The organism is Caloranaerobacter ferrireducens (assembly GCF_001730685.1).
In the GTDB taxonomy this organism is placed as follows: Bacteria; Bacillota; Clostridia; order Tissierellales; family Thermohalobacteraceae; genus Caloranaerobacter; species Caloranaerobacter ferrireducens.
This window is the reverse complement of sequence record NZ_MDJR01000001.1, coordinates 1-22,660: the sequence shown is the minus strand read 5'-3', so window position 1 is coordinate 22,660 and position 22,660 is coordinate 1. Positions and strand designations below refer to the sequence as shown.

The following is a 22,660-nucleotide window of genomic DNA, read 5'->3' as shown; positions in this document are numbered from 1 at the left end:
AATCTACCTTCTTCCCTTGCGATTAACATCTGCCTTTCTTATAGAATTTCTATCTGCTATTAATTTAGGTCTGTAATACATGTACCACCATGGAGCTCTAATTGCTGTATCCTTTATATCTTGTTTATTTATAGAACTTACATTAAGCATATATGGTACTCCAAATGACCTTAACGACATTAAATGTATAAAAATTCCGATTATCCCAAATATATATCCATATAATCCTAAAAAAGACGATAAAGCTAACAAAATAAATCTAATTAAAATTAAAGTCTCTATCATTTGGGGAGTTAAAAAACTTGATATACCTGTTAGAGCCGTAACTATAACAATAGGTGCGCTTATAAGTCTTGCTGTCACCGCTGCTTCACCTAATACTAATGCTCCTACAATACTTACAGCCTGCCCTATTGCAGCAGGTAATCTTATACCCGCCTCTCTTATTACTTCAAAGATAAATAACATAAGCATAGCTTCAACAACTGTAGGTAATGGAACGCCTTCCCTAGCTGCTGAAATACTAAGTAAAAGTGGTGTAGGTATCATCTCTTGATGATATGTGGTTAAAGCTACATATACAGCAGGAACGCTAGTAGACAAGAAAAAACCAAATATTCTTATTAACCTATTTATAGTAGAAAATATATAATTCTTATAATAATCTTCACTTGCTTGAAAATACTCTATAAATAAATAAGGTAAAGTTGAAACAAAAGGTGTTCCATCACATAATACAGCAATCCTTCCTTCAAGTAATTTTGCAACAACTACATCTGGTCTTTCTGTATAGCCTATTGTATTAAATGGTGAAAATGGTGAATCTTTAATAAGCTCCTCAATATATCCAGTTTCTAATACTCCATCAATTTTAATATTTTCAAGCCTAGTAAACAATTCTTTTAATATCTTTTCATTAGCCAATTCTTCAATGTAACATATGCAAACCCTTGTTTTTGACCTTGATCCTATTTCTTTAAACTGAAATTTCAATTTATTACTTCTTATTCTTCTTCGAATTAAAGAAAGATTTATTTTTATTGATTCAGTAAAACCTTCCCTCGGCCCCCTAACAACACTTTCTGATAAAGGCTCAGAAATAGACCTTGTTTCCCATCCTTTTGTGTCTATAACTAAAGCTTCCTCTAGACCATTAATTAACAGAATAGTATCACCATATAAAATCGAGCCTATAAGTTCATCAATATCTTTAGCTCTCCTGATTTCTCCAGATATAACTATCGTATTCATTAAATAATCTAATAATCCAAACTTAAAAATACTCTTATCTACTGTACATTCAACAATAGGCTTAATAATATTCTCATTTATTATTTCTTTATTAACCATTTCATCAGCAAAAATAATACAGCATCTAATCTTATTTTCTCCCTTAGACTCAAATTCTCTAAAAATGATAGTTTCATCATTTTTAAATACCTGCTTAAATAAAGCAATATTTTTTAAAAGTGATTTTTCAAGTTTTATTTCTTTTTCTCTTCTCTCAATATTTTTATGGAACAGTAGATTTCTTAATTTATTAAACACCTCAATCACCTATACTCTCTTTTTATGAATTATTATTAGCAATTCTAAAATCTAAAATACTTTTTATTCAAATACAAGTTAAGTCATTTCACGCAACATACTACATTAAACATATAATATTATGAGAAGATATAGGGGAGATTAAAATGGCTGCAATAAATAAAGATGTACTTAATATACTTTCGACAGGAATATTTAGAAAGCTGTTAGATTGTGAATTTATTGAAATTGCACAACTTAATGCGGCAATAGCTTTGCTTATTAAAGCTAATATTGATTTTGATGTATCTTTTACTTCAGGTACGAGGCGTTCTTCTCCTACTGCAACTTTAACAATTTATATTAATCCTACTGCTCGCATAAGATTTTCTTTTGTATTTGATTCTAATATTAGTAATATTTTTTAAACATAAAAGGGGCTTACGCCCCCTTCAGATTTTCCTTATTTCCCTTAGTATTTTATCAACTGTTTTCTTTACTACATCATAGCAACATTTACCTGTTGGATTCTTTATTTTACATTGGCCATTTTTCATAGCACCAGTAAGTTTTATTACATCATTAACACTTCTAGCTCCATCTTCAACTATCGCTTTCTCTATCTGTTCTTCTGTAACTTTATTACAATAGCAAATATATTTTGGCTCAGCGCCTATTTTAAACCAAATAGGAACTTTCACATCTTTTTTAGTAAACATTTTACCTTTTTCATTATAATAAGCTATATCACATACTTCATTCATACATAAAAAATAATTACTATCTCCAATTTCTTTCACTTTATCTTTAATAATTATATTTCTTACAGTTATATTTTCAATATATTGCCCTTCTTTACCACATTTAGGACATGTCTTATTATCTACCTTTCCTGTAGATTTTACCTCACCAACTCAACATAAATTCTTATTAAGCTTCATCCTATCCACTCCCTTAATTCTTTTTTCATTTTTATAATCCATAAATATTATCCCTTATTTTAGCGATTTTTTGAATAATATATTTGCTTTAACAAATAATAAAATTGAATTTTGACTTGTAAAGCGAGGTGTATAAGCAAATGGATTTAAATATCGAAAAAAATCTAGAAGCAAAATATAAGAAATTAGATGAAATAATTGAAAAATACAAAAAACAAGAAGGAATGCTTATTAAAATACTTCAAGAATCTCAAGATATTTTTGGATATCTACCAATTAAAGTTCAGTCTTACATATCAGATAAATTAAATATACCCATCTCCACTATTAACGGAGTTGTGAGCTTCTATTCATTATTCTCCCAAAATCCTAAAGGTAAATATATAATTAGTGTCTGTCTAGGAACTGCTTGTTATGTAAAAGGGGCACAAGAAGTATTAGATGCTATAAAAAAAGAATTAAATATAGATGTAGGAGAAACAACTCCAGACGGATTATTTACAATAGCAGAAACTAGATGTATAGGTGCTTGTGGTTTAGCACCTGTAGTTACTATAAATGATGAAATCTACAGTAGATTAACTCCTGCAGATGTGCCAACAATACTTTATAAATACATCAAAACTCATAAAGAAAATAATTTATCCAAACAGGAGGTGTAAATGTGGAGTTACGCCCATTAAAAACAATTGATGACTTAAAAAAAATGAAAGAAGAAACTTTAGAAAATATAAAACTCCGCTTTAAAGATTATTCAGTTGAAAAAGAAATAGAAAAATATCACATATTAGTTTGTGCTGCAACAGCTTGTATTTCTACAAAAAGTAATCTAGTATTAGAAAAACTAGAAAGAGAAATTGAAAAAAGAAATCTTCAAGATAAAGTCAAAGTTTTTAAAACTGGATGTTTTGGATTTTGTAAATTAGGGCCTATAGTTGTAGTACATCCTGACAGAACCTTCTATACAAAAGTAACTCCAGAAGATGTTGATGAAATTATAGATAAACATATAATGAATGGTCAAGTTGTTGAAAGACTACTATACAAATCTGCAATAAATGATGAAGTTCAGCGAACTATAGATGAAATAGACTTTTTCAATCATCAAGTAAAAATAGCTTTAAGAAATTCAGGAGTTATAAACCCTGAAGATATAAGAGAATACATAGCTTTAGATGGCTATTTAGCTTTAGCTAATATATTAGAAAATCAAACCCCACCAGAAGAAATAATTAAAATATTAAAAGATTCTGGTCTAAGAGGTAGAGGTGGTGGCGGTTTCCCAACAGGACTTAAATGGGAATTCGCCAGAAAATATGAAGGCGAAAAAAAATATGTATTGTGTAATGCAGATGAAGGCGATCCCGGTGCTTTTATGGACCGTTCTATTCTTGAAGGTGACCCACATAGTGTTATTGAAGCAATGATTATAGCTGGTTATACGATAGGTGCTTCACAAGGATATATTTATGTACGAGCTGAATATCCTATTGCCGTTGAAAGATTAGAAATAGCAATTAATCAGGCTAGAAAATTAGGTCTTTTAGGGAAAAATATTTTAAGCTCATCTTTTAGTTATAACCTTGATATAAGAATAGGTGCTGGTGCTTTTGTATGTGGTGAAGAAACTGCCCTTATTCAATCTGTAATGGGACTAAGAGGCGAACCTATACCTAGACCCCCTTTCCCAGCAGAAGCGGGTTTATGGGAAATGCCTACATTGAATAATAATGTAGAAACTTATGCAAATATACCTATTATACTCAGAAAAGGTGCTGAGTGGTATTCAAGTATTGGAACTGAAGATAGTAAAGGAACTAAAGTGTTTTCACTTGCAGGCCAAATAAATAATACAGGATTGATTGAAGTTCCTATGGGAACTACATTAAGAACTATTATTTATGAAATAGGTGGAGGTATCCACGATAACAAAAAATTTAAAGCGGTACAAACTGGTGGCCCTTCTGGTGGATGTATTCCAGAATCTTTATTAGATACAAAAATAGATTATAAATCTTTAACAGATATCGGTTCTATGATGGGTTCTGGTGGAATGATTATCATGGACGAAACAGACTGCATGGTTGATATAGCTAGATTCTATCTTCAATTTGCTCAAGATGAATCCTGTGGTAAATGTGTTCCTTGTAGTATAGGTACTAAACGATTATTAGAAATATTAGATAAAATTACTTGTGGAAAAGCAGAAATGAAAGACTTAGAAATTCTTGAGAATTTATGTTATGACATAAAAGATTCTGCACTATGTGGACTAGGTCAAACAGCTCCAAATCCAATATTGAGTACATTAAGATATTTTAGGGATGAATATATAGCACACATTAAAGATAAGACCTGCCCTGCTGGTGTCTGCAACGGACTACTTAAAGTTGTAATATCTGATGAAAAATGTGTAGCATGCGGTCTTTGTGCAAGAGTTTGTCCTGTTAATGCAATAACAGGTGAACACAAAAAAACACCATTCCATATAAATCAAGACATCTGTATAAAATGTGGAGCATGTATTCCAAAATGTCCTGTTAATGCAATTTACAAACGATAAAGGTAGGTGAATAGGATGGAAAACGTTAGAGAAAAAGAAGATGCTGTACTTTCTGATAAAACTGTAACCATAAACATTGACGGAATAGATTACCAAGTTCCTGACGGTATTACAATTTTAGAAGCTGCTCGACTTGTTAATATAGAAATTCCAAGCCTCTGTTATTTAAAAGATATAAACGAAATAGGAGTTTGCAGAGTTTGTGTAGTAGAAATTGAAGGTTCAAGAACTCTACAAGCATCCTGTGTTTATCCAGTAAGAGAAGGACTAAAAATCAGAACTAATACAGAAAGAGTTCGTAGAGCCAGAAAAACCGCTGTAACTTTGCTTTTATCTAATCATCATAGAGAATGTCTAACTTGTATTAGAAACTTAAACTGCGAACTTCAAAATTTAGCTGATAATTTAGGAATTAGAAATATACCATATACAGGCGAAATAAATGATTACGGTTTCTTCGATAGTAACCCTGCAATACAAAGAGATTACAATAAATGTATTAACTGTAGAAGATGTATGGCTATATGTAATAAAATACAAGAATGTTACGTATATTCTCCTATTAATCGTGGATTAGATACAATTATTGCTCCAGCATTTCAGAAAGATTTGTCTGATGTAACCTGTATAATGTGCGGTCAATGTGTACTTGCATGTCCTACTGCTTCCTTAACAGAAAAAGAATCAATAGATGAAGTATGGGCTGCAATATCAGATCCTACTAAACATGTTATAGCACAAACTGCACCTTCAATACAGGTTACAATAGGTGAAATATTTGGTATGCCAGTTGGCTCTTTCGTAGCTGGTAAACTAGTTGCAGCTTTAAGAAGAATAGGTTTTGATAAAGTTTTCGCAACAGATGTAACCGCTGATTTAACTATAATGGAAGAATCTAGTGAATTAGTTGAAAGGTTATTAAAACATCCTGATCATTTGCCACTATTATCATCTTGTTGTCCAGCATGGGTAAAATATGCTGAACACTTTTATCCTGAATTTTTACCAAACCTTTCAACTACCAAATCACCTCATGAAATGTGTGGTGCATTGACTAAAACTTGGTATGCTAAAAAATATGGTATAGATCCTAAAAATATTGTAAATGTAGCAATAATGCCTTGTACAGCAAAAAAATATGAAGCTCAACGTCCTGAGATGCAGTCAGATGAATATAGAAATGTTGATTATGTCTTAACAACAAGAGAATTAGGTAGAATGATTAGGCAAGTAGGAATTGACTTTGTAAACTTACCGGATGAAGAATATGATGAACCTTTTGACCAATATAGTGGAGCAGGAATGATTTTTGGCTCTACTGGTGGAGTTTTAGAAGCAGCTGTAAGAACTGCTCATAAATTAGTAACAGGAAAAGAAATGCCAGTTCCTGATTATGAAGAAGCCAGAGGACAAAGTGGTCTTAAATATGGAAAAGTTACACTTGGAGATAAAACTATAACTATTGCTATTGCACATGGTACTGGAAATGCCAAAAAAGCTTTAGAAATGTATAAAAGAGGAGAAAAGAAATTTGATTACATGGAAGTTATGGCATGCCCAGGAGGATGTGTTGGAGGTGGAGGTCAGCCTATATTAGGTAGTAGAGATCACAAATATATTTCATTAAGCTATCGCCACAATAGAGCTGATACATTATATAATGTTGAGAAGGGCAAAAAAATCAGACGTTCTCACGAAAATCCTAGAGTTAAACAGATATATAAAGAATTTTTAGGTCATCCGCTATCAGAAGTATCAAAAAAATATCTTCACACAAGTTATGTAAAAAGAGGAAAACATCCTTATTTAAAAGCGTGACAGATTTTTCTGCCGCGCTTTTTATTTCTGCCTAAATTCATTATCAATCTGCTGTTTTATTTTTTCTATATCTAGTTCTGGTAATTTTTTATCAGTCGATACTTCAAAAATATTCAATCCTGGATAGATATGACTCGTTATTTTCCAATTGGCCCCATCTTTTTTTAATTCAAAAATATTTTCTCCATAAGTGATAAAAGGTGGATAAACCTGTTGTCTATCTATCTTTATTTCTAATATCACCTTAGCACAGTCACTTTTTATATCAATGGTTTTATAGCTAAATGTTAATGGAAAACGCCTTTTTTCTACATAACAATATCCTTTTTCATCAGTATATTTCCTACGAACAGTTAGTGCCTCTAATGCTATTACTTTATTTTGATTTTGAATTTTTGTCATATCTAAATATGGAGTTATGTCCTTGTATTCCATCTCCAAATATGCGTCATATTGAGTATTATAAAATGATTCAATTGTATTTTTAATAGAATCGACATTCGATTCAATTTGATAAGTACAAGCAGATAAGAATAATGAAATAACTATAAGGTTTAAAAGTTTTCTCATAATATTCACCACACTATTTACATTTATTTGGTTCAATCAATTGCTCATTCACCTTTATAGTAATATTTTTGCTAGTATTTGTAAATTGTGTTTTTATAGTTCTTATATACTATTATTCACCATTAAATTCTTTAAAAATTAAATTTAAATATGGAATTTATAACATATCTTAAAAACATTTATATTAAAAAGCGTGACAGTTAACCTGCCACGCTTTTTTATTCAGTAATATTTTTCTGTATCTGCTGCCAAATGTCTAAATAAAATTCTTGATTTCTTGGATTGTAATAATCAGGTATATTACCTAGCCTCCATAACGATATTCCACCTATTTCAAATTCTTTAGCCAAGTTTATTTTTTCTATAACACTTCTACTATCCTCATACCAAATTATATTATCTGTTCCTTCCAAATCATTATAGTACCTTATATATGGATTTTTTGAATTATCATCAAAATTAATTATTTCGTCTATTGTACGCCCTTTACTTAATTCTTTTTTCACCCTATCATATATCATTTCATAAGTAGGTTTATCAGAATAAATTATATTAACTTCTTCATTATCTTCACTCATACCGCCATCATAAAGTTTCCCTTCTTTTACTTTCCATTGAGCACTTCCAAAATTAATTTGAAGCAAAATTTTATCTTTTTGGACTACACCATTTTCTTCATCTGTAATATCTAATAAGGCTTGTCTTACTTGTGATATTGGTGTTAGTGGTGTATATACAATTTCATCAATTAAATATGTTGATTCTAAATTCTTGTCATCATAATCATGAGCCATTAAAATAATTTTGTCAGCAATATGTCCAATTTCTCTATAATCATATGCACTATTCCATGTTCTTGGTGGTACTGTAACATACAATTTTTTATTATTCTTAACTAGCTCTTCTTTTAAATCTTTTAAAAACATTATAAAACTTTGACTATCCTTTTCTTCTAGCCCTTCAAAATCTATTACAATACCATCAAACGTAATACTTTCTCCATATATTTCCTTACTAGCTATACTATCAATAATTTGCTGTATAACAGAATCTTTATGCTCTAATATAGAACCTATATTTTTATCTGCATACACACTTAATTGTGTTGATATATTATACTGTTTTGTATAATTTAATGGCTCATTAAATCCATATGGTACATAAAAATCATTTCCATTTAATGTAGTCATATTGAGAATAACTTTATCATTTTCTTCATCATATTCCATTCTACTCCATCCAAACGACATTGAATTTATATTTTGAATCGATTTATTTCTCAAAAACATTTTAAATTGTTCATAAGAATTTATTGCATAAAAAATATGTAATTCCAATTCTTTTTCCATATTAGATTTGTCAGTTTTAGGCTCAATATTCTCCATTTTATCATTAATACTTACAGTTCTATTAGCTGGATCCCAGCTTACTTCTTTTCCCAACATTTCAGCAACTGCACGAACTGGTGCGTATGTAGTACCATTGTATAATATATTATCAACTTGAACATTTTCACCATTAACTTGTAGATTAACATAATTAAATAATACTTGAATTGTCTGCATAGTAGTTTCTGCATACACAGTAATACTCAGAATTAATATGCAAAAAATAATAAATGGAATACTGATACCTTTTATGCTTTTCACCGGAATCCCCCCTAAAACAATATAGCTTGAATACAACTTTTATTCTTTAGTATATATAAATCTTTTATACTGCTGTTCATCTAAAAAGAACATATCTGCAATACAACGTCTTCCATTTAATTTTAACTCATTTGTTCCTGTTTCCACCATTAAAGTATTACCATTATCATATTTTATAACAATATAGTTTTCAATTTTATATGATTTAGAACTCTTATCTCTAATTTCTTGTATTATCGGTTTCCAGCGTTCCAAATTTTTATCGCATGTTATATTAGTAATCAAATATTCTAAATGTGGCCTTGTTGAAGCTCTTATAGTACGAACTATATCATGTATATACATATTCTTATCTTTTTCTTCTTCATATTTTATATATAAAACGATATTAATAAATAATGAAATAATAATCACTGCATATAGAAATATTGATCTTCTTTTATAATTTTTCATACCGATAATATATTTTCACCTCTTTCCTATCATATTTCTTAATTACCATAAGAATAAACGTGAAAATTTTCTATGTTTTACCAACATTTCATTTTAATTATATAAAAATGTTTTTTCCCTTTCAATGAGATTTCCTAAAATGTCATTTTATTGTTTTAAAATGTAAAATTTAAATAAAAATTTTGAAGGAATTTTTTATAGAAATTAGAAAAATAGTATATATAAATACTATTACAATGTTATGTTATAATTAATTTAAAAAGGAGAGAATTGGTTTGAAAAACACACTTTTAACAGCAGAAATTGAAAAAATTAAAGATATACTAATCAATAGAGTTTCTCCGTATTTGATTATAATTTTTGGTTCTGCAGCCAAAAAACGTTTAAGAAAAGATAGTGATGTAGATATAGCATTTTTAAGTGATAAATATTTTGACGACTATGAGATTTTTATGATTAGTCAAGAATTAGCTGATGTTTTAAATAGAGATGTAGATTTAATAGATTTAAATAAGGCAACAACAGTGTTAAAAGCACAAATCATTGGTAATGGTAAAATTATTTATTCTAAAGATGACAGGAAAGTAAGTGAATATAGAATAAGAGTATTGAAAGAATATTGTCTTTTGAACGAAGAAAGACAAGTGATACTGCAAAAGATAAAAGAAAGAGGGTATGTATATGAGTAAAGATGTTATTTTTAATAAAGTGGCTATAATTGAAAGATGTATTAAGCGTATCTATGAGGAATATGAAAATAATCCGCAAAATCTTTTAAACTATACAAAACAAGATTCTATCATACTAAATATTCAAAGAGCTGCTGAAGCGTGTATAGATTTAGCTATGCATGTTGTGGCTGAAAAATCATTAGGAATACCTCAAAATAGCAGAGACGGTTTTGAATTGCTTCATAAAAACGGCATAATAAGCAAGGAATTAAATAAAAAACTTAAGGCTATGGTAGGTTTCAGAAATATCGCAGTGCATGATTATCAAAATATAGATTTAGATATCGTTAAGAAGATAATAGAATTGCATTTGAATGATATGAAACAATTTGCTACAGTTATATTAAATCTAAATGACTAAGATATTTTATTTGTGAAAATGAAGGAAGGTTTTTTATCTACTAAAAAAATTAAACAATGTCCAATTGGTAAATTCATCATCTTCATAAAGGTATTCACAAAATATGAATGTATAAAATTATCCTTTAAATAATCTAAAAAATCTATTCAATCTGCCCAAGTGTCATGTTATCTCCCATAGCCCTTAACTCCCCATTCTCCCATCATTTAATTACTGTCCGTATATTTAACTCTATTACTACATATTTACATGCTATTGACCAACTTATTCTCTTAAGTATTTTATGAAAATGAAAGCGAATGCTTGAAAGAATTTAATTTTTTCTAAATTCGTCCGCATGAGCGTCATTTTCATATATATTTTACTTTGTCAACAAGCTCTATTTATTCTCTAACAATTATTATATTCCTTTTTGTCTATAAATTTCCTGATTTGTATATTGTAGTTAATTTCTATATAAATAAATAATAAATTTAATGGAGGTATTCTCTATGAGTAAAAAGATACTTTTCCCATTAATATGCATAATCGTTAATTTATTAGTTTTATTAATATCTAAAAGCAGTAAACTTTTTCTAATATCAGGATCATTTAGCTTAATTTTAACTGCAACTATAATGAAGTTTTTCCCAAAATATATTGGCTATGAAGAAAAAAACTTTCCAATGTCGATTATTTTAGTCTTATACTAGCAGGTATATCTTTTTTGTTAATTGCTCTACTGTAATTATATTTAAACCTCGATTTCAACAATACTATATACTACCGGAATAATAACTAGTGTTAACAACGTTGACACTAACAGTCCAAACATTAACGAAATAGCCATTGGCCTGAATAAATTACTTCCCGAAAACACTAGAGGAGTAAGTCCTATTATTGTTGTAGCCGTACTTAATATGATAGGTCTAAATCTTCTATTAGCAGCTTTTAAACATGCATTTTCTATTGATTCTCCTCTTTTTCTAGCACTATTGATATAATCTATTAATACTATTGCATTATTTACAACAATACCCATCAAACTAACCATACCTAATAAAGCTGTAAAAGAAAGTGGTTGTTTAAACAAATACAAACCTAGTATTGAACCTACAGCAGATAATGGTATAGTTAAAAGAATAACCAAAGGCTGACGAAAAGATTTGAATTGAAGCATTAGTATCGCATATATAATCAATATAGCGAATATAGCAGAATTACCAACACTTCCGAAATTCTCTTTAATTTTTTCCCTTTCCCCATCAAATGCAACTTCTACACCTTCCAAATTTATATCTTTTAACCTAGTTATTAACTCCTTTTGAATATCTATAGAATTAAATCCTGGTTTCACATCACTTGTAACCATAACAGCAAAGTCTAAATCATACTTATTAATAGTCGGTATTTCAGACTTTAATTTTATATCGGCTATTTCTTTCAACAATACTTTTTTATCTGAAAACGAAGATTTGATAGCCAAATTTTCTAAATCTTCCTTAGCTTTTATATTGCTCTTTACAATTATATCATACTCATTTCCTCTCTTTCTAAATACTGATGCCTTTCTTCCTCGTAGAGCCGCACTTACTTCTTTCTGTATATCATATTTAGTTATTCCATAAAGATAGGCTCTATCATAATCAACTGCTATTTCAAATTCATATATTTTATCACTATAATCATCTTTTACATTCACCGTTCCTTCTAAATCCTGCAAAATATCTCTAATTTCTTTACTTACTTGTCCCAATCTCTCTATATTTTTTCCTGTCAATCTAATTCTTATAGGAGCACCAATAGGTTCGCCCAATTCCAATTGTTTTACTGTAGCAGTACCCCCTGTTAATTCAGAATCAAATATTTCTTGCAGGTAATCAACTATTTGTGAATTATTCTTAAACCTATCAGATTCTTTAAGATTAAGCCTAACCATTATTTGTGCAATATCTGGTGAACTGACAGTAATAGGAATCGAATCGTAAAACTTTGGTAATCCTCCTCCTATAACTTCAGTATGACTAACAATTTCCGGCTGTTTTTCTAAAATGTCTATAACCTTTGCTGTAAATACTTCTGTATTAGAAATACTTAAGTTTCGTTCTGTTTTAATATCTATATATATTATATTTTTATCTGATTTAGGAAAAAACTGAAGGTTTATTTGTTTAAAAATAAATACAGTCATTACTAATACAAAAATAGTAAATAATATAGTAACTTTTTTCTTTTTCATTCCTCTATACAAAATACTATTAAAGAACTCTTTATATCTAATCATTCTATCTTTTACTCTATCTTTTTTGAAAAATGTATATGCCATAGTTGGAGTTACAACTAATGCTACTAAATAAGATGAAAAAAGTGATAGCATTACAATTTCAGGTAAACTAGATATATATTCTCCTGCTATAGAGTCTAGCAGCAAAAGAGGTAAAAATGCACCAATTGTAGTTAATGTAGATGTTAAAATCGGAATAGCAACTTCTTTTACTCCTTCAATACAAGCCTTGAATTTTTCGTCACCATTATCAATTTTATTTTGTATAGAATCACTAATTACTATCGCATTATCAACAAGCATACCTAATGCTATTATAAGACCAGTAATAGATATTTGATGTATCTTTATACCAAGAACATGCATAGCAATAAAAGTAGATATAATTGAAACTGGAATAGCTGTTGAAACTACTATCGCATTTCTTAACCCCATTCCCATAAACACTACTATAATGACAAACAACATTCCTTCAATTAAATTTAATATAAAATTATTAATCGATTTGCTTACTTCTTCTGGTTGAAATAGCACTTGATTAACCGATATGTCTTCAGGAAAGTCTTTAATTATTTCTGTTATTTGCTTCTCAACCTTTTTACCAACAAGTACTATATTCTCATTTTCTTTAAAGTATCCAGTTAATAAAATTGTATTTTTTCCATTGTGTTTAATCCTTACATTAGAATCTTTAGCTTTAATATATACATCAGCAATATCCCCTAATCTAACAATAGAACCATTTTTGTCAGAAACGCCTATTATTAAATTTTTAATATCATCAAGTGAAGAAAATATATTCGAAATCTTTACATTTATTTTTGAATTTTCGTACTCAATCTTTCCAGATGGTAATTCAGTATTCTGTAATTTTACTATATTAACTATATCGTCTAAAGAAATTTTATAAAAGTTCAATTTCTCTGCTTCCACTTCAATACCTACTTCTTTTTCCTGCTCACCAACAATTTCAAATCTAGATACTCCATTAACCTTTCTAAGTTCCTTCTTTAATACCTCTGCATAATTAACCAATTCATCATATGTATAATTTTCTCCTGTAATACTCAAAATGATCCCTGTGGTATCAACCAAATTCGTATTTACCTGTATATCAAGACATCCATCAGGAAGTTCAGCTTGCAAATCATCCATTTTCTGTCTTAATTGATTCCATGCTTTATTAATATCCGTTCCATAATCTAATCTAACTATCACAATAGATATATCATCATTAGAATAAGAATTACAGTAACTATATCCATCAATTTCAACTACCTTTTCTTCTATCCTTCTAGTTACTAGTTTTTCTACGTCTTCAGATGAAGCCCCTGGATATACAGTATAAATCATAGCAGCAGGAGCATTTAAATCTGGAAACTCCTGTTTAGGAATAATAAAATAGCTATATAATCCGAATATCATAATAAGTACTACTATAAAAAAGGTTATTTTTCTCATCTTAATCGCAGCAGAAATCAACTGTCTCATAACTTTACCTCCTTCTTCAATCGACAATCTTTACTCTATCACCTGATCTAATCTGTTTTATATTCTCTATTACTAACTTATCTCCACTTTCTAGTCCTTCAACCATAACTCTATCTCCACATATTTCTATTATCTTTATCTTTTTCATAGTAATCCTATCATCTTCAACTACATACACATAATCTTCGCCATTAGTCATTATCGTACTTATCGGAATAAATATCCCCGTTTCTTTACCTACTATAATTCTAACCTTTACTATAGAACCTATTTTCAATCGTTCATCACTTAAAGCTATATCAACATTATAAGTTCTCGTTTGAGTATCAGGTATATCATCTATGTTAGTAATTACTCCTACTAAATTTTCAGTACCCCACTTTACAATAACCTTACTCTTAAGTTTAACTTTATTCACATCTTTTTGAGATAAACCCACCTTAACAACTTGATTTTTATTTCTTATAATTATTACTGGCCTTCCCTCTGGTACTAATTCTCCTTCTTTATACAGTACATCAATTACATATCCATCTATATCTGCAACTATTGCCGCACCTTCTATTAAACTCTTTTTATATTCATAATTTATTTTAGCTTGTTCATAATTTGCATACGCAGCCTCTTTATCCTCAGATCTAACACCTTTTAAAACCTGTTTATATACTTCGTTTGCTTGATTAAATTCAGACTGTCTTAACTTAAATTCTAGCTCTACTTTGTCAAATTCATTTTTTGAAACTGCTCCCTCTTTATAAAGCTTTTTTATCTTTTCATAATTTTCATAAGCAAATTCATAAGCATCCTTAGCTTTGCTAAGATTTAATTTTGCTTTATTAATTTCTTCTTCAGTAGCACCATTTAAAATTTTGTCATATTGAGCTTTAGCAGCTTTCATTTGAAATTCTGAAGCTTTAACAGATAATTCTAATTCTTTTGTATCCAACTTAGCCAAAACCATACCCTTATTAATTTTAGTACCTTTTTGCACATATATTTTTTGTATCTTGCCAGAAACCTTAAATCCAAGCTTCTTCACTTCCTCAGCAGTAACTGTACCTAAATATTTTAATTTTTTATCTTTTACTTCTTCTTTTACTTCAATAACTTTAACGGGTTTAATTTTTAGTTTGGAAGTGTTTACATTATTTTTATTTGTACAAGAAATAAGTAAAAGTGAAATCAAAACAATAACAATAATAAAAATTTTTCTCATAACAATCACCTCTGAAATTAGATATTAAATATATAGGTACTAGATACTAGGTACTGGGTACTAGGTACTTGGTACTTGATACTAGATGTTTTATGCTATTTAGATATTAATATCGTGAACTAGTGTTCATTTTTAGCTTAAAAAAATTACTTAAATCCTATCGTCAAAATTTTTGAATACAAAACCAACAAACTGCATTACCATACCTCTAACCTTTTCATCGTCTTCATAATGTTTTAATATTAGTATTACTCCCTCAATAACACTTTTTGACAAAACATATGCAAAATAAGGTTCCGTATTAATATTACTGTTCTTTGCTTTAACTTCTAAAATATTTATTATGACATTCTGAACTAACTTAACTATCTCTTCCTTTGCACCTTCATATTTTGAGCCTTTACTTCCATCAATAAGAATTAATAATTCTTCTTTATATTTCAAATATATCTCTACAAGTTCTCTTGCCTGAACATCTATATTCAAATTTTCAGTTTCTCGGTCAAAGGCCTCCAATGATTTCTGCTGGCTTATGAATTTTATAAGTTCATTATATACAGGACCTATAACTGCAAAAAATAAATCGTCTTTATTTTTGAAATATCTGTACATATTTCCTACTGATACTCCTGCTTTTTTAGCTATACTCCTCATAGAAGCCTTTTCGTAGCCCTTTTCTTTAAATTCTTTCAAAGCAGCATTATATATACTATCTCTTATTTCATCTTTCAATATTTGCATATTATTAGTAAACCCCCGTTCACTATTCTATTATAATTATAATACCATAAAATAAATTTTATTTCAAAATAATTACAATTCCTTTGGACAAATATCGAAATATTTAGTATTATAAATTCAAAATAAGCATTCGAAGGGTAGGGATAATCTTGGATAAAAATATACCCGAATTAAATAAAATATATGATACTTTAGTAAAGGTATCTAATGCAATAGTCAGCGTTATCAATGTTGATATAACAATCGTAGATAAAAATTTAAATAGAATTACTGCCACTGGTAAATATATAAGCAGTATCGGCAAAAAGATTGATAAAAGCTGCCTTTTTGCATATGCACTAGAATGTGGAAAAAGCTTCATTATAGAAAACCCAAGGGAACATATAGCTTGTGAAGGCTGCCAAAATAAAGCTAACTGTAAAGAATATGCTCAAGTTTGCTGCCCTATAAACGTTGATGGAAATACAGTTGGCATAATAGGACTTATAGCATTTAATGAAAAACAAAAAAATATCATTCTCGAAAAGAAAGAAAACTTATTAGATTTTTTAAATAGAATGGCAGATTTAATAGCTTCAAAACTAAAGGAAGATAAAAAAACTAAAGAAATTACATTAATGGCAAAAGAGTTAGAAATTCTCGTCAACTCAATCGATACAGGAGTAATATTTACAGATGCAAATGGAAATATAGTTCGCTATAACTCTATTGCCGATGAAATATTTCAGCTAAATAAAAACAAAATCAAAAATATTAATGAAATCATAGATAATTTATCTATAAAAGATTTATCGGCAATAGAAAAGAACCTTCATAAAAACAAAACTTTTAACTATGAAATAAATAATACAAAACTTAGAGGTATATATAATGCTAAACCAATAATAATAAACAAAAAAATCATAGGTTATATATTCACCTTCAATAAAATGAAAGAAATAATTAAAGTAGTAAATGATATTACAGGTAATAATAGAGTTACTACCTTTGAAGATATAATTGGCGAAAGCAGAGAAATAAGCTTAGTTAAAAATTATGCAAAAAAAATATCCAAGGGAACTTCAACCGTCCTAATACAAGGTGAAAGTGGAACTGGGAAAGAATTGTTTGCAAGAGCAATACACTTTTCAAGTAATAGAAAAAATTACCCTTTCATCCCAATAAACTGTGGAGCTATACCAGAAAACTTAATAGAAAGCGAACTTTTCGGATATGAAGAAGGTGCATTTACAGGAGCAAAAAAAGGTGGGAAAATAGGCAAATTTGAGCTTGCGCATAAAGGAACAATTTTTCTAGATGAAATAGGAGATATGCCTATTCATATGCAAACAAAATTATTAAGAGTTCTTCAAGAAAATGTAATATGCAGAATTGGAGGAAACACTTTAATTCCTATTGATGTAAGGATAATTGCTGCTACAAACAAAAACTTAGAAAAAAAAGTTGAAGAAGGAGAATTTAGAGAAGACTTATACTATAGACTAAATGTAATTCCAATAAACTTGCCACCATTAAGAGAAAGACTAGATGATATCAAAATTTTAGCCAGTAAATTTCTAGATAGATTCAATATAAAACTAAACAGAAACATAACTAAATTTTCAGAGGATGTCATAACACTATTTTTAAATTACAACTGGCCTGGAAATGTCAGAGAACTTCAAAATGTAGTAGAATATGCAGTAAATATGTCAACAGACAGCATTATAACTATCGACGATTTGCCTAAACGTTTTAAAAATATGCATTTAGGAATTAATATAAATAATGATAATAAAATCACTCCAGTTAGCGAATTAGAGAAACAAGAAATTGTTAAAGCTCTTAAAATATACGGCAGTAGCAAGGCAGGTATAAATCAAGCTGCTAAAGCTCTAGGTATAAGTAGAGCAACAATTTATAGAAAAATAAAATTATATGGATTAAAATAAGTCTCATTTTGAGAAATTAATCTCAATTTGAGACTTATTTTTTCTTTTTTTGTTCTCATTTTGAGACTTAATACGTTCAAAATGTGATTTTCCCAATTGGCATAAATATTGCACTTATAATTTGTTAGGAATAATACGTTACTTACAGATAACCACATCTATATTGGAGGTGTATTTTATGAACATTAAAGATGTCATCCTAGATACTCTAAAAAAAGAAGTAGTTCCTGCAATAGGTTGTACCGAACCTGTCGCAGTAGCTCTTGCATGTGCAAAAGCTAAAGAACTTTTAGAAAGTGATAATGTTATAGAAGCTACTATTTTAGTAAGTCCTAACATATATAAAAATGGATTAGGAGTAGGAATTCCTAATACAAATGAAATAGGACTTGACATCGCTGCGGCTCTTGGAGTTGTAGGAGGAAAAGCTGAAAAAGATTTAAGAGTATTAGAAAATATTCCAACTAAAAAGGTTGGAGAAGCTAAAGAAATGCTAAAAAAAGGAATTATTAAAGTAGGTATAAAGAATACTCAAGAAAAGGTTTATATAGAAGTTAACTTAAAATCTAACTCTAATTATTCTAAAGTCATAATAAGAGAAAAGCATAATAGTTTCACTCATTTAGAAACTGATGGCAAGATAATCTTCCAAAAAAATCATGTCAGTCAATCGAAAAATGATCAATCAAATGAATTATTTAATTTAAAAATTAGAGACATCATTAAAGAAATTGAAGAAATCGAACCTTCTAAATTAGAATTTTTGCTAGAAGGAATCGAAATGAATGAAAAAATTGCTAACATAGCTCTTGAAAATAAAATTGGTATTGGTGTCGGGTACAGTATATATGAAAGTATAAAAAATAACATTATTGCTGATGATTTGATAAATACTGCTGCAATGCTTACTGCAGCAGCTTCAGATGCAAGAATGTCTGGTTTAAATATGCCTGTAATGAGTTCTAATGGAAGCGGAAATAATGGACTAACTGCTATACTTCCAATCGCAGCATATAAGAAAAAATATAATATCGATAATGAAAAAATTGCAAAAGCTCTAGCAATAAGTCATATAATAAACTGCTACGTTAAACACTATATAGGACGTTTATCTGCATTATGTGGTTGTGCAGTAGCTGCAGCTACTGGTTCTGGTGCTGCAATAGCGTGGCTTATGGGTGCAAATAGTAATCAGATAGATGGGGTTATAAAAAATATGGTTGCGAATTTAAGTGGTATGATATGCGATGGTGCTAAAGTAAGCTGTGCATTTAAGCTAGCAACAGCAGCTTCAACAGCAGTACAATCTGCTTTATTAGCAGTAAATGACAGTATTGCTCTTCCTAAGAACGGAATAGTTGCAGAAAGTGCAGAAGAAACAATTAGAAATTTAGGAATATTAAGCAGAAATGGTATGAATACTACCGATAAAGTCATTTTAGAAATTATGAGTAAATAGATTTTCACAATAAATGCCCCCTTCTTTAAAACAAAAGATAAAAACGTGGCAAATTACCTTATGCCACGTTTTATTATTTCTTATTTTCTACTCATTCAACCACATATTGTATTTACTCTCAAGTTTCTGCAGCTCATTACTCATTTCTTCGTCTGTATAAGGTTTATCAGCAAAAACAAACTTGAATAAATCTTTATATAAACTTTCAATTATATTTTTATACAATACATCATAATCACTTAATGATTGAATTTTTCCTGATTTTAACTGCTTTAATACATGTCTCCTTATAACCACTAGTTTAGTATTACTGTAATTATTTCTTTCTAGTTCGTTAATCAATCTTTCAATTTCTTTATTAACAGGATATTGACTGAATTTATCGCTATACATTTTAAACTGAATTTCATCATCTAATAATCCATTTACAAATCTAATTCCCATTTCTTGATTTTTGCCATTTTTATTTACAATAAATCCTTCAACCTTTAAAGGGTTACTATTTACTACATTAGGTAATATTATTTTATTGTGTACATCTATTTCATCATCTCTATAAAAAGTTTTAAGTGGATTATACCAAATATAACTTCCCCATAATCTTTTTTCAGTATTATTCATCATTTTTTGAATAGCCTTCTTATACTCTTTTGAATCTTTTTCAAAATGCATTTTATAAAAATTTTCATATGTATAGCCTTTATCTAAAATATATTTACCTGAAAAAATTTCAGCTCTTATATCTTTTAAACATTCTTTCACTTTCTTATCATTTAGTTTGATAACTTTATTAGAAATATCTAAAATATCCAAATCATATAATTTGTAATCTAAAAGGCTAAAAAATTGAAATGTATAAATTTCTGGATTTTTTTCAAGCCACATTTTTCTTATCTTCAAGTAATCTTCCTTTTTCCAATTATCAAATATCGGTTCTTTTATTCCTAATTCCTCAAAAACTTCCTTATTTAAAGCCATAGGTAAATAAGACATGCCAAAAGGCACAAAATAGTCTGGTTCTACTGATAGCCCCTCATAAATTTTATTAATATTTGGGATTTTATCTTTTACACTCAAAGCAATTCCTCTATCTATAAATTTTTTATATTCACTTCCTAAAGGAACTAATAATAAAGTTGGACCATCTTTATTGTGTAATATTGAACTCAACTTTTTTTCATATGAATAACTATCAGCAGCATTAATTATATAAAATCTTACTTCAACTCCATTTTGTTTTGCAAAATCATGTATATATTCTTTCAAAATCCCATTATAATAATCAGATTTATTATAACCATAATCTGTTATTACTATAGTTATCTCATCATGTTCACCATTTCGATTCCCTAATTTTAACGTGTCAACAGAAAAACAACCAGCTAGAAATATAACCATCAATTGAATCAGTATTACAACTTTTTTCATTTATATCACCTTTTAATTAGCTGGAATCCACTTACTATAATATATATGCCCACAATTAAAACATCGCTTTATTACTAATTTCCCTACATATTTACCATCTTCATAAAATTTTGCAGTTTCGATATGTATATCAGGGTTTTCACAACACAAAGCTACCATTGGCTGTACTTCATCAATAGGTGAAAATCTCATAATTTGAATATTAGCTAATTTTGAAATACTATCCTGATCTACTTCAGCAAAAACAAAAAAGTTAGTTGTTAATAATAAAATCAATAATGTGCAAAATGATATAACTTTCTTTTTCATACAAATATCTCCCCCTTCTAAAAATCATTATAAATACTTTTTAAATAAAGTTAAAATATTACATATGCATAAGTCTCTAATTCTAACATAATTTGAGAAGCTATTTTGTTAGGAGGTCTAGCTTGTCTCATTATATCACCTCTTTCTCTTTTTTGAATTATATGTAATTATTTGATATATGTGTTTATATTAACATCTTATACAATTTTTATCAATATCGATACTATATTACATATAATTACCTTACAATAAAGATAAAAACGTGGCAAATTACCTTATGCCACGTTTTTTGAATTTAATTCTTTCAACTTTTCAATGTCTTTTTCTAAAAGATTTAATATCTGAATAACTCTATTAATATCCTCATCAGTAATATAATCATTTTTCTTAACCAATTGCTTATAGCTTTTAGTTATAGAACTATATACTTCATAATACGATTTAATTAATTTAAGCATATCTTTATCAAATCTTTTTTCATCAATCAACTTTTGAATAACTCTATTAAGATTTTGAGAAAATTTCTTAGTTTCATATTGCAACTCCAAACTACATTTAAACAGCTTTTCCACTGCTTCATCTCTTCCATCTCTAGGATTAAATACTGTTACCATTGAAGGAAATGAGTTTGCAACACCTTCAGTATATGATAATCTTCTTATCAATTCATCTTTTGAATAAGTTTCGCTAAACTCTTTTATAAAATATAGATTTGACTCAATGCTTTTTAATAACGAAGCCTGATTAAGTAAATATTCTCTAATCCCTTCTTTATAGAATAATCCTTTAGAGTTCTCTATTCGCTTATCTACTCCAGTACAAGAAACTGTTACTAATACACTAATAATAAATATTATTATAACTATAAACTTTTTAAACTTCATACCTTCACTTCCTATTTCATTTTTATAAAATTACACTTTAATATTTCTATATTATATCATTTATACCATATTACTTCACTTCATTCTAATTTTTTACAAATAATTAATTAATCAAATGTAGAATATTTCCCTTTCTTAAATGGAAAAATATTTCAAATTTAATCCTTAAAACATAAATAGCAAACAATAGTGCAAAAGTACTAAATAAACATTATTTTCTAACAATGGAAATAATGTTACAATAAAGTTAAATGAATCAATCAACATGACAAAGCAATAGCAAAAATTAAAGAACAAATATCAATACTAGAAAAAATGGAGATGA

The 22,660-nt window shown here is 28.6% G+C and carries 20 protein-coding genes; 9 read left to right on the top strand and 11 right to left on the bottom strand.

What is annotated here, in order from left to right:
* Nucleotides 1-3 precede the first annotated feature (3 nt).
* Nucleotides 4-1,557 (bottom strand): spore germination protein, encoded by a 1,554-nt coding sequence (locus BFN48_RS00100; protein ID WP_242863182.1) that lies wholly within the window; start codon nucleotides 1,555-1,557, stop codon nucleotides 4-6.
* Nucleotides 1,558-1,694: 137 nt separating this feature from the next.
* Here BFN48_RS00100 and BFN48_RS00095 point away from each other — a divergent pair, with 137 nt between their 5' ends.
* Nucleotides 1,695-1,955 carry a hypothetical protein gene (locus BFN48_RS00095; RefSeq protein ID WP_054871556.1) on the top strand — a complete coding sequence of 87 codons (261 nt, stop codon included), beginning with the start codon at nucleotides 1,695-1,697 and terminating at the stop codon, nucleotides 1,953-1,955.
* A 24-nt stretch (nucleotides 1,956-1,979) separates the two neighbouring features.
* Here the strand turns inward: BFN48_RS00095 and BFN48_RS12875 are convergent, their stop codons facing one another.
* The gene (locus tag BFN48_RS12875) at nucleotides 1,980-2,468 is read right to left on the bottom strand and encodes a Csac_0668 family 2Fe-2S cluster-binding (seleno)protein (RefSeq protein ID WP_423230228.1); all 489 of its coding nucleotides are present in this window, start codon (nucleotides 2,466-2,468) and stop codon (nucleotides 1,980-1,982) included.
* 140 nt (nucleotides 2,469-2,608) lie between these two features.
* Here BFN48_RS12875 and BFN48_RS00085 point away from each other — a divergent pair, with 140 nt between their 5' ends.
* Genes BFN48_RS00085 through BFN48_RS00075 form a run of 3 tightly spaced genes read left to right on the top strand, consistent with a single transcriptional unit; the run spans nucleotide 2,609 to nucleotide 6,849 of the window.
* Nucleotides 2,609-3,130, top strand: coding sequence for an NADH-quinone oxidoreductase subunit NuoE family protein (locus BFN48_RS00085; RefSeq protein WP_069648853.1), 522 nt, complete (start codon nucleotides 2,609-2,611; stop codon nucleotides 3,128-3,130).
* Nucleotides 3,131-3,174: 44 nt separating this feature from the next.
* The gene (locus tag BFN48_RS00080) at nucleotides 3,175-5,031 is read left to right on the top strand and encodes an NADH-quinone oxidoreductase subunit NuoF (protein ID WP_278287296.1); all 1,857 of its coding nucleotides are present in this window, start codon (nucleotides 3,175-3,177) and stop codon (nucleotides 5,029-5,031) included.
* Between the two features lie 15 nt (nucleotides 5,032-5,046).
* The gene (locus BFN48_RS00075; protein ID WP_069648852.1) at nucleotides 5,047-6,849 is read left to right on the top strand and encodes an NADH-dependent [FeFe] hydrogenase, group A6; all 1,803 of its coding nucleotides are present in this window, start codon (nucleotides 5,047-5,049) and stop codon (nucleotides 6,847-6,849) included.
* Between the two features lie 21 nt (nucleotides 6,850-6,870).
* Here BFN48_RS00075 and BFN48_RS00070 read toward each other — a convergent pair whose 3' ends face one another.
* The 3 genes from BFN48_RS00070 to BFN48_RS00060 all read right to left on the bottom strand — a co-directional run bounded on the left by BFN48_RS00070 (nucleotide 6,871) and on the right by BFN48_RS00060 (nucleotide 9,521).
* Nucleotides 6,871-7,419, bottom strand: a complete 549-nt coding sequence (locus BFN48_RS00070; protein WP_069648851.1) for a hypothetical protein — start codon at nucleotides 7,417-7,419, stop codon at nucleotides 6,871-6,873.
* Nucleotides 7,420-7,637: 218 nt separating this feature from the next.
* Nucleotides 7,638-9,068: a glycosyl hydrolase family 18 protein gene (locus tag BFN48_RS00065; protein WP_069648850.1), complete on the bottom strand. Its 1,431-nt coding sequence runs from the start codon at nucleotides 9,066-9,068 to the stop codon at nucleotides 7,638-7,640.
* Nucleotides 9,069-9,107: 39 nt separating this feature from the next.
* Complete coding sequence (locus tag BFN48_RS00060; RefSeq protein ID WP_069648849.1) at nucleotides 9,108-9,521, bottom strand: hypothetical protein; 414 nt, start codon at nucleotides 9,519-9,521, stop codon at nucleotides 9,108-9,110.
* A gap of 275 nt (nucleotides 9,522-9,796) precedes the next feature.
* On the opposite strand from BFN48_RS00060, the gene mntA reads away from it, so the two are divergent.
* The 3 genes from mntA (at nucleotide 9,797) to BFN48_RS00045 (ending at nucleotide 11,305) form a co-directional block, all read left to right on the top strand.
* Complete coding sequence (gene mntA / locus BFN48_RS00055) at nucleotides 9,797-10,210, top strand: type VII toxin-antitoxin system MntA family adenylyltransferase antitoxin (RefSeq protein ID WP_069648848.1); 414 nt, start codon at nucleotides 9,797-9,799, stop codon at nucleotides 10,208-10,210.
* On the top strand, nucleotides 10,203-10,613 hold the full coding sequence (gene hepT / locus BFN48_RS00050; RefSeq protein WP_069648847.1) for a type VII toxin-antitoxin system HepT family RNase toxin: 411 nt from the start codon (nucleotides 10,203-10,205) through the stop codon (nucleotides 10,611-10,613). Before mntA ends, hepT begins: the two co-directional genes overlap by 8 nt.
* Nucleotides 10,614-11,104: 491 nt before the next feature.
* The gene (locus BFN48_RS00045; RefSeq protein ID WP_069648846.1) at nucleotides 11,105-11,305 is read left to right on the top strand and encodes a hypothetical protein; all 201 of its coding nucleotides are present in this window, start codon (nucleotides 11,105-11,107) and stop codon (nucleotides 11,303-11,305) included.
* A gap of 41 nt (nucleotides 11,306-11,346) precedes the next feature.
* Here BFN48_RS00045 and BFN48_RS00040 read toward each other — a convergent pair whose 3' ends face one another.
* The 3 genes from BFN48_RS00040 to BFN48_RS00030 form a co-directional block, all read right to left on the bottom strand.
* Nucleotides 11,347-14,367 (bottom strand): efflux RND transporter permease subunit, encoded by a 3,021-nt coding sequence (locus BFN48_RS00040; RefSeq protein ID WP_069648845.1) that lies wholly within the window; start codon nucleotides 14,365-14,367, stop codon nucleotides 11,347-11,349.
* A gap of 16 nt (nucleotides 14,368-14,383) precedes the next feature.
* Nucleotides 14,384-15,583 (bottom strand): efflux RND transporter periplasmic adaptor subunit, encoded by a 1,200-nt coding sequence (locus BFN48_RS00035; RefSeq protein WP_069648844.1) that lies wholly within the window; start codon nucleotides 15,581-15,583, stop codon nucleotides 14,384-14,386.
* 150 nt (nucleotides 15,584-15,733) lie between these two features.
* The gene (locus BFN48_RS00030; RefSeq protein WP_069648843.1) at nucleotides 15,734-16,324 is read right to left on the bottom strand and encodes a TetR/AcrR family transcriptional regulator; all 591 of its coding nucleotides are present in this window, start codon (nucleotides 16,322-16,324) and stop codon (nucleotides 15,734-15,736) included.
* 149 nt (nucleotides 16,325-16,473) lie between these two features.
* Between BFN48_RS00030 and BFN48_RS00025 the strand changes: the two genes are divergently transcribed.
* Both BFN48_RS00025 and BFN48_RS00020 read left to right on the top strand, forming a co-directional pair.
* Nucleotides 16,474-18,255, top strand: a complete 1,782-nt coding sequence (locus BFN48_RS00025; protein ID WP_242863181.1) for a sigma-54 interaction domain-containing protein — start codon at nucleotides 16,474-16,476, stop codon at nucleotides 18,253-18,255.
* A 178-nt stretch (nucleotides 18,256-18,433) separates the two neighbouring features.
* A complete protein-coding gene (locus BFN48_RS00020) occupies nucleotides 18,434-19,714 on the top strand; it encodes an L-cysteine desulfidase family protein (protein WP_069648842.1) in 1,281 nt (426 codons plus the stop codon).
* 87 nt (nucleotides 19,715-19,801) lie between these two features.
* Here the strand turns inward: BFN48_RS00020 and BFN48_RS00015 are convergent, their stop codons facing one another.
* The 3 genes from BFN48_RS00015 to BFN48_RS00005 all read right to left on the bottom strand — a co-directional run bounded on the left by BFN48_RS00015 (nucleotide 19,802) and on the right by BFN48_RS00005 (nucleotide 22,335).
* Nucleotides 19,802-21,142: an extracellular solute-binding protein gene (locus BFN48_RS00015; protein ID WP_069648841.1), complete on the bottom strand. Its 1,341-nt coding sequence runs from the start codon at nucleotides 21,140-21,142 to the stop codon at nucleotides 19,802-19,804.
* Between the two features lie 12 nt (nucleotides 21,143-21,154).
* Entirely contained in the window at nucleotides 21,155-21,451 is a 297-nt protein-coding gene (locus BFN48_RS00010) for a hypothetical protein (protein ID WP_069648840.1), read from the bottom strand.
* Between the two features lie 275 nt (nucleotides 21,452-21,726).
* Entirely contained in the window at nucleotides 21,727-22,335 is a 609-nt protein-coding gene (locus BFN48_RS00005) for a hypothetical protein (RefSeq protein ID WP_069648839.1), read from the bottom strand.
* Nucleotides 22,336-22,660: the final 325 nt, after the last annotated feature.